6 protein-coding genes and 2 pseudogenes are annotated in these 12278 nt (G+C 55.8%); 5 read left to right on the forward strand and 3 right to left on the reverse strand.

The window, feature by feature from the left end; genetic code table 11:
• Nucleotides 1-24: 24 nt before the first annotated feature.
• Both VI25_RS09985 and ureG read left to right on the forward strand, forming a co-directional pair.
• Nucleotides 25-705 carry an urease accessory protein UreF gene (locus VI25_RS09985; RefSeq protein WP_045687609.1) on the forward strand — a complete coding sequence of 227 codons (681 nt, stop codon included), beginning with the start codon at nucleotides 25-27 and terminating at the stop codon, nucleotides 703-705.
• A gap of 57 nt (nucleotides 706-762) precedes the next feature.
• On the forward strand, nucleotides 763-1515 hold the full coding sequence (gene ureG, locus VI25_RS09990) for an urease accessory protein UreG (RefSeq protein WP_045687610.1): 753 nt from the start codon (nucleotides 763-765) through the stop codon (nucleotides 1513-1515).
• A 69-nt stretch (nucleotides 1516-1584) separates the two neighbouring features.
• On the opposite strand, the gene VI25_RS09995 is transcribed toward ureG, so the two are convergent.
• Nucleotides 1585-2445: an urease accessory protein UreD gene (locus tag VI25_RS09995; protein WP_045687611.1), complete on the reverse strand. Its 861-nt coding sequence runs from the start codon at nucleotides 2443-2445 to the stop codon at nucleotides 1585-1587.
• 282 nt (nucleotides 2446-2727) lie between these two features.
• On the opposite strand from VI25_RS09995, the pseudogene VI25_RS10000 reads away from it, so the two are divergent.
• The 3 genes and pseudogenes from VI25_RS10000 (at nucleotide 2728) to VI25_RS10010 (ending at nucleotide 10113) form a co-directional block, all read left to right on the forward strand.
• Nucleotides 2728-3674, forward strand: a pseudogene (locus VI25_RS10000) (1-phosphofructokinase family hexose kinase).
• Nucleotides 3675-4003: 329 nt separating this feature from the next.
• Nucleotides 4004-8520, forward strand: a pseudogene (gltB, locus tag VI25_RS10005) (glutamate synthase large subunit).
• A gap of 123 nt (nucleotides 8521-8643) precedes the next feature.
• Nucleotides 8644-10113: a glutamate synthase subunit beta gene (locus VI25_RS10010; RefSeq protein WP_045687612.1), complete on the forward strand. Its 1470-nt coding sequence runs from the start codon at nucleotides 8644-8646 to the stop codon at nucleotides 10111-10113.
• Nucleotides 10114-10181: 68 nt separating this feature from the next.
• Here the strand turns inward: VI25_RS10010 and VI25_RS10015 are convergent, their stop codons facing one another.
• Together VI25_RS10015 and VI25_RS10020 are read right to left on the reverse strand one after the other, a co-directional pair.
• Nucleotides 10182-11141, reverse strand: coding sequence for an energy transducer TonB (locus VI25_RS10015; protein ID WP_052695035.1), 960 nt, complete (start codon nucleotides 11139-11141; stop codon nucleotides 10182-10184).
• Between the two features lie 451 nt (nucleotides 11142-11592).
• Nucleotides 11593-12060 (reverse strand): AsnC family transcriptional regulator, encoded by a 468-nt coding sequence (locus VI25_RS10020; RefSeq protein WP_045687613.1) that lies wholly within the window; start codon nucleotides 12058-12060, stop codon nucleotides 11593-11595.
• Nucleotides 12061-12278: the final 218 nt, after the last annotated feature.

A 12278-nucleotide genomic window follows, 5' to 3' on the forward strand; every position in this document is an offset into this window, starting at 1 on the left:
CTCCCAGCCTCCTAGCCCGGCATCATGACTCAATTTGCCCGCTTGCTTCACCTAGTCGATTCGTCGATTCCAACGGGGTCGTTTGCGTATTCTTACGGGCTGGAGGCTAGCATCACGTTTGGGCTAGTCACGAATGCATTTGGGTTGCGAAACTACCTGTATGCGTATCTGCAGCAAGTGAGCAGCATGGAGCTACCCGTTATGACTTCCTGCTTCCGGCTGGCCGGTCAGGAGTTAGGAAATGAGTTTTTAGTTCTAGCGGAAGAATACGATGCTCAAATGCTAGTGCCGGCCTTGCATAAAGCCAGCGTAGTACAAGGCCGCAACTGGCTAAAGCTATTGGTTTCCTTTTACCCTACTGCGGGCTTGCAAGCCCTCGGCGAATGGTTTGTCCAGCACCAGCAACCTCAACATTTCACTTTGCTGTTTACCCTGGCGCTTCAGAAAGCCGGTTTTCAACTGCCAGATTTGCAGACGATGTACCTGCATATGCTGCTGCGCGACCAGCTTAGCGCCGCTATCCGCCTAGGTTTCCTGGGCCCTCTGGAAGGCCACCGCCTACAGCACGACTTCTACACCGTGTTCGAGGAGTTGCTGGCCGCCCAGGCCAGCAAAGAATACCAGGATGCCTGCCGCTCGGCTTTTCTGCTTGATACTGCTCAGGTCTTGCACGAAGACCTATATTCCAAGCTCTTTCAAAACTGATTACTCAGAGCTCATTCTACGAAGCTCATTGCCTCCCTTAAATAACAACCTCTTCTAATGGCATTTGTCGAAAAGCTGGCCCTGCTGCTGCACGGGCATACCCACGAAGCCTATGAGTCGCCGGGCGACTTTGAGGAACGGGAAACGCGCCGGCTGCCCTCCTACCGCAACTTCCGCAAACGCGCCTTCACAGTGGGCATTGGCGGGCCCGTAGGCACTGGCAAAACGGCCCTGCTCAAAGCCCTGTGCGAGCGGATGCGCCACGACCACGAGCTAGGCGTAGTTACCAATGACATCTTTACCCGCGAAGATGCCGAGTTCCTCATTCGCAACAGCGCCTTGAGCGAGGACCGGATAGTAGGCGTAGAAACCGGCGGCTGCCCCCACGCTGCCATTCGGGAAGATATTTCTCTGAATATGGACGCCTTGGAAGGCTTGATGGCGAAGTTTAATAATCAGCTCGATTTCCTGTTCGTGGAAAGCGGGGGCGACAACCTGGCTGCTCACTTCAGCCGCGAGTTAGTTGACTACTCCATCTATGTTATCGACGTGTCGGGCGGCGACAAGATTCCGCGCAAGGGTGGCCCCGGCATTACTCAGTCGGACCTGCTCATCATCAACAAAATTGACCTAAAAGACCTCATCCGGGCCGATTTGGGCGTAATGGAGCGTGATTCTCGTAAGATGCGCGGCTCTGGCCCCTTCCTCTTTGCCCGCGCCATCGACGGCCACGGCCTCGACGATATTATTGCTCATATTAAGGAAGCCAAGGCCCGCGCCCTAGCTTCCGTACGCGAAGACCGCCGATAAACAGTGCGCTGCCCCACCTAAAACCGCCCTAGTGCTTTGCTCCTCTAGCACTAGGGCGGTTTTAGGCAGCTAGTATTTTCGCTGCCAGGGATTGTAGCCCAGCAATTCCGGGTTGGCCAAAGCTGCTAAGATTCGATTACAGAGCGGCTGCAACGCAATGCGGCTGTGCGCAGCGGCCCGCAAGAGGTACACTTCTGGTTTGGCGCGGGTAATGGCCACCACGTAGTCGTGGCCGGTTACGGTGAAATGGGGGCCGGTGCTACCGGCTAGCTGCTGCTGGGCCAGGAGGTCCGCGAGTTGCTGAAAGCGTCCATCGTCGGGGCTACCTACCAAGTATACTGAGAGCATCGTTTGGTAGCCAGCAAAGTTGGCCGGCGACGTAGCAATATGGTCTGTTGGTTGAAAAGTAAACCGGTCTAGCAGCACAAGGCGGTCCGCTAAGCGCACTTTCAACTCCGTATGCAAGGAGGTAAAGGCAAATTGCTCGCCCTGGTCCATACGACCAGAATGAAACCAGTCGGCCACGAGCAGCAGGGCGCCAGGTTGCAGGTGCCATTCCTGCACCTGCCGGTAGCGGCTTTCGGCTTGCAGCACCACGGGGTCAGGAAAGACGACGGTCAGGCTATTGTCGGCTAAGTGCCCCACCACGTACTGCTGGGCTACTGACCCATCGGTTGAGCGAAAAATCTTGGTATTCGATTGGGTATTGATGAATACCCGAGCCTCCGCCTGCGCTTCCACCCGTAAGCGAATAACGTCGCCGGCCACCATACCGCCCCCGTAGCTGGATAGCATGACGTGGCAGGCAGTAGCCGGCGAGGCCGGATTTAAAATCTTAAGTGGTTGGATGCTTTTGCTGGTAATCAACTGCGTTTTGTGGCGCACCTGGGCCACCTCCACGCTGCTCCAGCCAGAGTCGGGAACATTCATTGCCGCCAAGATAAAATGGGACTACCTACTGAAACTAGCTGGCGGGCTTTATTCCTGTCCCTTCGTACTCACTAGGCAGCCGAAGGATACCTTGGGACTGCCAATGGCACCTTACAGGTACCTAGGCTAAACCTGCTTTTCTACCTGCTTCTAGCCCCACCCTGGCCCCAACCGACGCAGTATTTCTACCAGCCAGGGCGGCACGTTGTTGAGGCTCGTCCGTAACCAGCACCCAGCATGCGAGTATAGACAAGCTCCTTTCTTTCCTACTGCCTCTCGCCTATGAAACCTATCATCACGCTCACGCTTAACCCTACGGTTGATAAAAGCACATCGGTTGACAAGCTGGTCTCGGAGCAAAAACTGTCGTGCGCCCCGCCAGTGTTCGAGCCGGGCGGCGGGGGCATCAACGTGTCGCGGGCACTGCGGCGGCTGGGCACCGATTCGGTAGCGGTATTTCCGGTAGGTGGCCCTACGGGCGCCATCCTGCGCGAACTGCTAACCCACGAAGGCATTACCCAGCAGGCCATTGAAACAACCCACCGCACGCGCGAAAACTTTATTGTGGTGGAGAGTACTACCAATCACCAGTTCCGGTTTGGAATGCCGGGCACGCCGCTAGAGCCCCAGTACCAGCAGCAAATTCTCCAAACTCTGCGCGACCTGGCTCCTACTGCCAGCATGTTAGTAGTGAGCGGCAGCCTTCCGCCCGGCGTCGACCCGGCTTACTTGGGAGAGGTAGCACATATGGCCGAGCAAGTGGGCATTCGGCTTATCGTGGACACCTCTGGCCCAGCCCTGGAGCGGGCCCTCGATGAGAAGGTATACCTCATCAAACCCAATGTAGGCGAGTTGAGCCGGTTATCTGGCGTTGACGCCCTGGATAGTGAATCGGTGCCGGATGCGGCGCAAAGCATCATTGCCCGCGGCAAGTGCGACATCATCGTGGTTTCATTGGGGCCCAAGGTGCTTGCCTCATTACCAAGGACACCGTGGACCACGTACCGGCACCGGCCGTAAAAAAGCGCAGTACCGTAGGAGCCGGCGACAGCATGGTGGCTGGTATGGTATGGGCGCTGTCTAATGGGCAAAGCTTGCGGGAGGTGATTCGGATGGGAGTGGCTTGCGGCACGGCGGCCACCATGAACCCTGGTACGGAGCTTTTCCATCCGGCCGATGCCAACAAGCTGTACCGGTGGCTACTACAGATGATGCCAGCACTTGCCTAACGCGCAACCGGCAGTACGCTCTACATCTCCACTAGCAACGTAGCCCGGGCTTCATCAGTGGTTGATAAGCCCGGGCTACGCTTTTTAGACTATACCCTGCACTTAACACATTTTTTTCTGCACTTGCGCAATAGAACTTTACACTGCGTTGAAATGGCTTTGCAGCGTTATAACAGCCACTTATTGAGCACCTAACAACCTTACTGGGCAGGTTAGAAATCGTAAAAAAGGCTCGTGGCGACGCACGTGCTTGGAAGAGGATAATATCTTGCTAATTCGACCTATTAACGAAGGGCAGAATCTTTCCAACCACGACACCACATATTTCCATGACGCCTGATACCTCCCTGGGCCTGTACCGCCCGGAGTTTGAACACGACGCCTGTGGTACCGGTTTTATTGCCTACCTCAACGGCCGTAAGTCGCACCAGATTATTGCCGATGCGCTGACCATGCTGGAGAATATGGAGCACCGCGGCGCCTGTGGTTGCGACTCTGACTCTGGCGATGGGGCTGGCCTGCTCCTGCAACTGCCCCACTGGTTTTTTCTTGAAGAATGCACAGCCCGCAACATCCGCCTCCCCGAACCGGGCTCGTACGGCGTGGGCATGCTATTCTTCCCCAAAGAAGCCGCGCCCAAGGAAGCGTGCCGCACCCTTATTAATGCCGCGGCCGAGCAGTTAGGCATTCGGGTGCTTGGGTACCGTCCCGTGCCCGTAAACCCTACCGGCATTGGCCCAACGGCCTTGGCTGCTGAGCCGGCCATTGAGCAGGTGTTTGTGGCGCGGCCCGCCGGCATCGCCTCACCCGAGGACTTTGAGCGCAAGCTCTACGTGTTGCGGCGCTACATTACCAAAACCGTTTCGGAGCAGGTGCCAGCCGCCGCCGATGATTTCTACTTCACTTCCCTTTCCTGCAAAACCATTGTTTACAAAGGGCAGCTCACTACCTACCAGGTGCGCGGCTACTTCCCCGACCTGTCGGACGAGCGGGTGACGTCGGCGTTTGGGATGGTGCACTCGCGCTTTTCTACCAACACGTTTCCTTCTTGGCGCCTAGCCCAGCCGTTCCGGCTGCTGGCTCACAATGGAGAGATTAATACCCTGCGGGGCAACCTCAACTGGTTCTACGCGGGCCTGCGCTCCTACGTGTCGCCGTACTTTTCGGCCGAGGAAATGGACATGGTACTGCCCGTTATCGACAGCAACCAGTCGGACTCAGCCTGCCTCGACAACATTGTGGAGGTTCTGCTGCACTCGGGGCGCTCGTTGCCCCACGTGATGATGATGCTGGTGCCCGAAGCCTGGGACGGCAACACGCAGATGGACCCGTTCAAAAAGTCCTTCTACGAGTTTCACGCCACTTTCATGGCTCCGTGGGACGGCCCCGCCGCCCTACTCTTCACGGATGGTCAAATGCTGGGCGCTATGTTGGACCGCAACGGGCTGCGCCCTCTGCGCTACATAGTCACCAATGATGGACGTGTGATGGTGGCCTCCGAAACCGGAGTCTTGCACATTCCCGAAGCGACTGTGGAGAAGAAAGGCCGCTTGCAGCCCGGTAAGATGTTGCTCATTGACACCGTAGCCGGCCAAATCATCACCGATGAGGAGCTGAAAGCCCAAGCAGCCGCCCGTCAGCCCTACGCCCAGTGGCTCGACGAGTACCAGATTCGGCTGGAGGAATTGCCCGAACCGCGCCAAGTGTTTTCCGATCTGGCGGCCGAGGCGGTATTTAAGTATCACCAGGTGTTTGGCTACACTCGTGAAGACATTGATACGCTCATTACGCCCATGGCCCTCGAAGGCAAGGAGCCTATCGGTTCTATGGGGGTAGACGTGCCACTGGCAGTGTTGTCGGATCAGCCTCAGCACCTGAGCAGCTATTTCAAGCAGTTTTTCGCCCAGGTGACTAACCCGCCCATCGACCCCATTCGGGAGCGGTTGGTTATGAGCCTGGCTACCTTCATCGGCAACAATGGCAACATCCTCGATGAGGACAAAATGCACTGCCACTGCGTGGCGTTGCGCCAGCCTATTCTCACGAATCATGAGCTGGAAAAGCTGCGCAGTATTGATACGGGCATGTTCAATGCCAAGACCCTGCTTTCCTACTTCAAGGCCGATGGCAAGCCTGGTTCCATGGAAGCCGGCCTGGACCGCCTGTGCCGCTACGCCGAAGACGCGGTAAATGATGGCTTTGAAGTACTGATTCTGTCGGACCGCGGCCTGGACTCCAAGCACGCGCCTATTCCCTCCTTGCTGGCTGTTTCGGCGGTACACCACCACCTGATTCGCAAGGGCTACCGGGGCTCAGTGGGCCTTGTAGTAGAGGCCGGCGACGTGTGGGAGGTACATCACTTTGCCTGCCTGCTGGCCTTCGGTGCCACCGCCATTAACCCGTACTTGGCCCTGTCTACGGTGCAAACCATGCACGCGGGCGGTCAATTCAACACCACGTACGACTACCCTCAGCTAGCCAAGAACTACATCAAGGCAGTGTGCGACGGCCTACTGAAAATTTTCTCCAAGATGGGCATCAGCACCCTGCAGTCGTACCACGGCGCGCAGGTGTTCGAGATATTGGGCCTCAACCAAAGCGTAGTGGACCGCTACTTCACGGGAGCCGTAACGCGCATTGGGGGGCTTGGGCTAGACGAAATAGCCCGCGAAACGCTTTATAAACAGTTTCAAGGTTTTAAGAGCAGCTCTTCGGAAGAGCAGCAGTTGCTTCCTGAAGGCGGCATCTACCAGTGGCGCCGCCGAGGCGAGGCCCACATGTTCAACCCCGAAACGGTGCACCTGCTTCAGCACGCCACCCGCACTGGCAACTACGACGTGTACCGCCGCTACGCCCGCCTACTGAATGAGCAGCCCGAGCGCATGTTTACCTTACGCGGCCTGCTCGATTTTGCTCACCATCGTCCCGCCATTAGTCTGGAAGAGGTAGAGCCGGCGGAAAGCATCATGAAGCGCTTTGCTACCGGGGCCATGTCGTTCGGTTCTATCTCGCATGAAGCGCACAGCACGCTGGCTATTGCCATGAACCGCATTGGGGGCAAAAGCAATACCGGCGAAGGTGGCGAAGACCCGCTGCGCTATGAGCATATGCCCAATGGGGATTCTATGCGCTCAGCTATTAAGCAGGTAGCGTCGGCCCGCTTCGGCGTTACGGCGCACTACCTCACCAATGCCGACGAGCTGCAAATTAAGATGGCCCAGGGTGCCAAGCCCGGAGAAGGCGGCCAGCTGCCGGGCCATAAGGTAGACGAATGGATTGCCAAGGTGCGCCATGCTACGCCCGGCGTAGGCCTGATTTCGCCCCCGCCCCACCACGATATCTACTCGATTGAGGACCTGGCCCAATTGATTTTCGACCTGAAGAATGCCAACCGTGCCGCTCGCATAAATGTGAAGCTGGTGAGCAAAGCAGGTGTGGGGACCATATCGGCGGGGGTAGCCAAAGCCCACGCCGATGTGATCCTCATTGCGGGGTACGATGGGGGAACCGGGGCCTCACCCATGAGTTCCATCAAGCACGCTGGCCTGCCGTGGGAACTTGGCTTGGCTGAAGCTCACCAAACCTTACTTCGCAACCAACTGCGTAGCCGCGTGGTGCTGCAAGCCGATGGGCAGCTCAAAACGGGCCGCGACTTAGCCGTAGCAGCCTTACTTGGAGCCGAGGAATGGGGAGTAGCCACGGCTGCCCTCATTGCGGGGGGCTGTATTATGATGCGCAAATGCCATCTCAATACTTGTCCGGTAGGGGTAGCAACCCAAGACCCAGAGCTGCGCAAACTGTTCACGGGTCAGCCTGAGCACATTGTAAACCTGTTCCGGTTTTTGGCCGAAGAACTCCGCGAAATAATGGCGGAGCTTGGTTTCCGGACCGTAAACGAGATGGTGGGCCGAACTCAGTTTCTAAAGGTTCGTGAAGGCATTACGCACTGGAAAAGCCGCACGCTGGACCTGACGGACCTCTTGCAGCCCGTCCCGAATCCCTCGGGCGGCACGCTCTACAACAGCGAGCAGCAAGATCACGGCCTTGCTAATATCCTTGACTGGCAGCTCCTGGCACATGCTAAGCCAGCTCTCGACGAGCGAATTCCGGTATTCGCCACCTTCGATGTGCGCAATACCGACCGCACTATTGGCACGTTGCTATCTAATGAAGTAGCGAAGCGCTACCACGCGGCCGGTCTCCCCGACAACACTGTCAATTACTCTTTCCGGGGGTCGGCTGGTCAGAGCTTTGGCGCATTTTGCGCCAAAGGCCTCTCCTTTGCTCTGGAAGGCGAAGCCAACGACTATGTAGGCAAAGGCTTGTCGGGAGCACGTTTGGCCATTTTTCCGGCGGCGGAAGGCCGTTTTGTACCCGAGCAGAACATCATCATTGGCAACGTAGCCTTGTACGGAGCTACCTCCGGTGAGCTGTTTGTGCGCGGGCAGGCGGGCGAGCGATTTGCCGTCCGCAACTCCGGTGCCACGGCTGTAGTGGAAGGCGTGGGCGACCATGGCTGCGAATACATGACCGGAGGCCGCGCGCTGATTCTGGGTAAAACAGGCCGCAACTTTGCGGCCGGCATGAGCGGAGGCATTGCCTGGGTGTATGACCCTGACGGCACATTCCCCCAGAACTGCAACACCGAGATGGTAGAGCTTGACCCCTTGGATGCCGACGACGAAACCCAAATTCAGGCCCTCTTGCACCAGCATCAGCAGCTTACCGGCAGTCAGCTTGCAGCTACTTGCTCGGTAACTGGAGCGAAGAAGCGGGCAGATTCGTGAAGGTCTTCCCCTCCGAATACAAGAAGGTGCTGCAAAAAGCCCAGTACGCTATGGCGTAATGGAAGCCACGCATAGCACCCTACTTAGCCTACTGTCTACCACCGAAACACACGTAGCGGGAGAAACCAGATGCGTACTGATTTCTCCCGCTAGGTTCTCTCACAGATCAAACAGCCCACAGAATGGGACATATAACGGGATTTAAAGAGTTTGAGCGGGAGCTTCCTACGAAGGCCGCCCCGCAGGAACGCGTGGCTCACAACCGCGAGTTTGTGGGCTTGTACACCGAAGATCAACTAACCAAGCAAGCGGCCCGCTGCATGGATTGTGGCATTCCGTTTTGTCACTCAGGCTGCCCACTCGGCAACATCATTCCTGAGTTCAATGATGCCGTATACCAGCAAGATTGGGAAGAAGCCTACCGCATCTTATCGTCTACCAACAATTTCCCCGAATTTACAGGACGTATCTGCCCCGCCCCCTGCGAGTCGGCATGCGTACTAAGCATCAACCGAGCACCGGTGGCCATTGAGGAAATTGAAAAGCACATCATTGAAATAGCCTTCTCTAAAGGCTACGTGCGCCCCACGGCTCCCGTGTTGAAGTCGGGCAAGACGGTAGCAGTAGTAGGCAGCGGCCCAGCTGGGTTGGCTGCTGCCGCCCAGCTGGCAAAGGCTGGCCACTCCGTAACCGTGTTCGAGCGCGACGATCTACCGGGTGGTTTACTGCGCTACGGTGTTCCTGATTTTAAGCTGGAAAAGTGGGTAATTGACCGTCGGATTCAGTTGCTGGAAGAAGATGGTGTGGTATTCCGCTGTAACACGGAAATCGGCCGCGACCTAGCCGCCCAGGAGCTAACACGCACCTTCGATGCAGTAGTGCTGGCAGGCGGAGCTACCGTGCCGCGCGACTTGCCTATTCCCGGCCGGGAGTTGCAGGGCATTCACTTTGCCATGCCCTACCTTACCCAACACAACCGCCGGGTAAGCAACCTCTCCTTGCTAGAAGCAGAGCTACTTGCCACTAGCCACGATGTGGTAGTAATTGGTAGTGGCGACACCGGTTCTGACTGCGTGGGCACCGCTAACCGGCAGCAAGCCCGTAGCGTTACGCAGTTTGCCCAAATGCACCAGCCTGGTACTGAGCGTCCCGCCCACACACCTTGGCCTCAGGAACCAGCTATTTTCCGCAGTAGCACTTCGCACGAAGAGGGCTGCCAGCGCTACTGGGGCATCAAGACGAAAGCCTTCCTCGGTGACGAGGAGGGCCGCGTGCGGGGTTTACTCGTTAGCGACATTACCTGGGAAACCGACATTATGGGCCGCCGCCTCACGTTTGAGGAAATAGAAGGCTCGGAACGCGAAATTCCTTGTCAGCTGGTACTACTCGCCCTGGGCTTTACCTCGCCCCAATACGCGGGGCTGCTGGAACAGCTCCAAGTACAGGTAGATGAACGGGGAAATGTTCAGGCTACCGACACATCCTACCAGACCAGCACTCCGAATGTATTCGTTGCTGGTGATATGCGTCGGGGGCAGTCATTGGTGGTATGGGCTATTTCGGAAGGGCGCGAGGCAGCCCGGAAAGTAGACCTATTTTTAACTGGCAAAACGGCCTTGCCGAGCAAAAACGCAGTTGGGATGCTTGCCTAAGCATAGGCTACGTTCCGATAAGAACGACAGAGCCTGGGAGCTACTTCATGCTTCTGGGGCTCTTGCTTTTACTCATCGGGACTGGTAGCGCGAGCCTCCGTGGGCGGCACTTGCGGGGGGCGTACTCCCGAGAACAAAGAGAAGTTCGGAGCGAAATAAATAGGCAGTGTAAATGTCATTGCCGTGGGCAGGTTGTATTCCCGTCCAGGCTCAAACAGGGGCAAGCTAGCTACTACTCGGCGAGCCTCTTGGTCGGCATCGGGAGAAAGGCTGCGCACTACTTGCACCTGTCCTACACGCCCGTCCTCGTCTACCGTATAGCGTACGTACACTTTGCCCGTGATGCCTTTACGCCGGGAATTCTTGGGGTAGTTGGTGTTGCGCGCGATGTAGCTCAGCAGCGCGCCTTGCCCACCCGGAAACTTAGGCAGTTCTCGGGCCTGCACTTTCCCCATATAAGCCGAGCCGTCTTCGTTGAAGAAAGCTAGCGCTAAGGGCTTGCCTTGCCGATCGGGGAGCTCTATTGCGCTTAGCTGACCGGTGTCGTAGTAGTAATGCCACTCACCCACAGCCCGCCCATTATGGTAGCGGCCCTCGGAGCGTTTTTGGCCATTGCGGTGTACCGTAATCCAACGGCCGGTTCGTTGCCCATCGGTATATTCTCCGCGCTGGCTAATGCGACCATCTTCGTACCACCCTACGTACAGGCCATCGGCTTCATCATTGTGATAGTGTACTTGTCCGGCTTTGGTGCCGCTAGGGTGGTACCAGGTCAGTTGTCCATTACGCACTGGCGGATCAATGGAGGATAGAGCGCCTTTTAATAGTAAGGTTCCCGATAAGGAATACTCCCGCATTGTGAAGGTCTCCAGCAAGTCGCTCTTGCGGTCGATGATTCGGTAGTGCGACGCGCTATCCGGCACGGTGGCTTCGTCCCGATCATTGAGATAAACTGCGGGTAGACTTTGGGCCAATCCAACATAAGGTGCCGCTACAAAAACAAGCAAAGCATAGTAACGCACAGTCATAAAAGCTTAGTCGACCTCCTGCGCACGGCAGGTAGATGAAATATAATTTATTCTATCACCGCTATCAAGGAGTGGGGCATCATTTCCTGAATAATACCATATTATATATTCATCGATCAATTAGCCTGTTCTGCTCCATACCTCTGCTTATACTGCAAGTAAACATGGGTTCACAGTAACGACCTACATTCACTACATCATCTTATTCTGGTTAAGTAGCCCGAACACTTGCCCAATAGTAAGCTGAAATAACACAACAATCCTGATTTTCTGGTACCAACACTAAACTGTATTATCCTTTGGATGAAGGTGTCCATTACATCAAGCAATACCCAACTGTGTAGGGTTTCGGTGTCGCTAGAGAGTACTAGGCAGCAACCAAGAGCAGCGGCTCCTTTCCACGCCCACAGGGTAGAAAGGAGCCGCTGCTCTTGCCCAAGGTTGGGCTAGGTTAGTCCATCATTTGTATTGGGCGGTTGAAGGCCTCTTCCAAAGAAATCAGCGTCTCGGTGCGCTCAATCCCTTCGATTAGCTGAATCTGATCATGTAGCACGTCACGCAAATGCGCCGTATCACGACAGATAATCCGTGCAAAGATGCCATAAGCGCCCGTTGTAAAGTCAATGCTGACTACCTCCGGAATACGCCGCAATTCCTCAACCACACTACCATACACCGAGCTTTTTAGCAGATAGATGCCAAGAAAAGCCCGCACGCCGTAGCCTAGCTTCTGGTAATCAATCTTTAAGGTAGCACCCTGCACAATGCCCAATTCCTCTAACCGAGCCATGCGCACGTGCACCGTACCACCCGATACGTGTACTTTGCGAGCTATTTCAGTGTAAGGCATTTTGGCATCATCAATCAGTAATGCCAGGATTTTACGGTCGGTGTCGTCAAGTTCGTAATTGCGAGCCATTTTTGAGCAAGTTGATTACTTGATTAGCAAGTAATGTTTACGTTATTTAAAAATAATGTATTTTTTTAGCCAAAAGCCTGCTTATATTTTATAATTCAGACCAAGGTAGTACATTTGTCATAATCCAACGCAAACGGCGCGAGATTACTACAAAACAATGTAGAATGATGAAACTGGCAGACATGCCCTCCTCTCTCGGGGGTGGAGATTCGGGAAAA

Source organism: Hymenobacter sp. AT01-02 (assembly GCF_000961955.2).
In the GTDB taxonomy this organism is placed as follows: Bacteria; Bacteroidota; Bacteroidia; order Cytophagales; family Hymenobacteraceae; genus Hymenobacter; species Hymenobacter mucosus.

Bases quoted from the DNA above. Each gene is read 5' to 3' on its own strand.
- VI25_RS10015 (WP_052695035.1), bottom strand. From the start codon at position 11,141: ATGACTGTGCGTTACTATGCTTTGCTTGTTTTTGTAGCGGCACCTTAT.
- VI25_RS10020 (WP_045687613.1), bottom strand. From the start codon at position 12,060: ATGGCTCGCAATTACGAACTTGACGACACCGACCGTAAAATCCTGGCA.
- VI25_RS10010 (WP_045687612.1), top strand. From the start codon at position 8,644: ATGGGACATATAACGGGATTTAAAGAGTTTGAGCGGGAGCTTCCTACG.
- VI25_RS09985 (WP_045687609.1), top strand. From the start codon at position 25: ATGACTCAATTTGCCCGCTTGCTTCACCTAGTCGATTCGTCGATTCCA.
- VI25_RS09995 (WP_045687611.1), bottom strand. From the start codon at position 2,445: ATGAATGTTCCCGACTCTGGCTGGAGCAGCGTGGAGGTGGCCCAGGTG.
- ureG (WP_045687610.1), top strand. From the start codon at position 763: ATGGCATTTGTCGAAAAGCTGGCCCTGCTGCTGCACGGGCATACCCAC.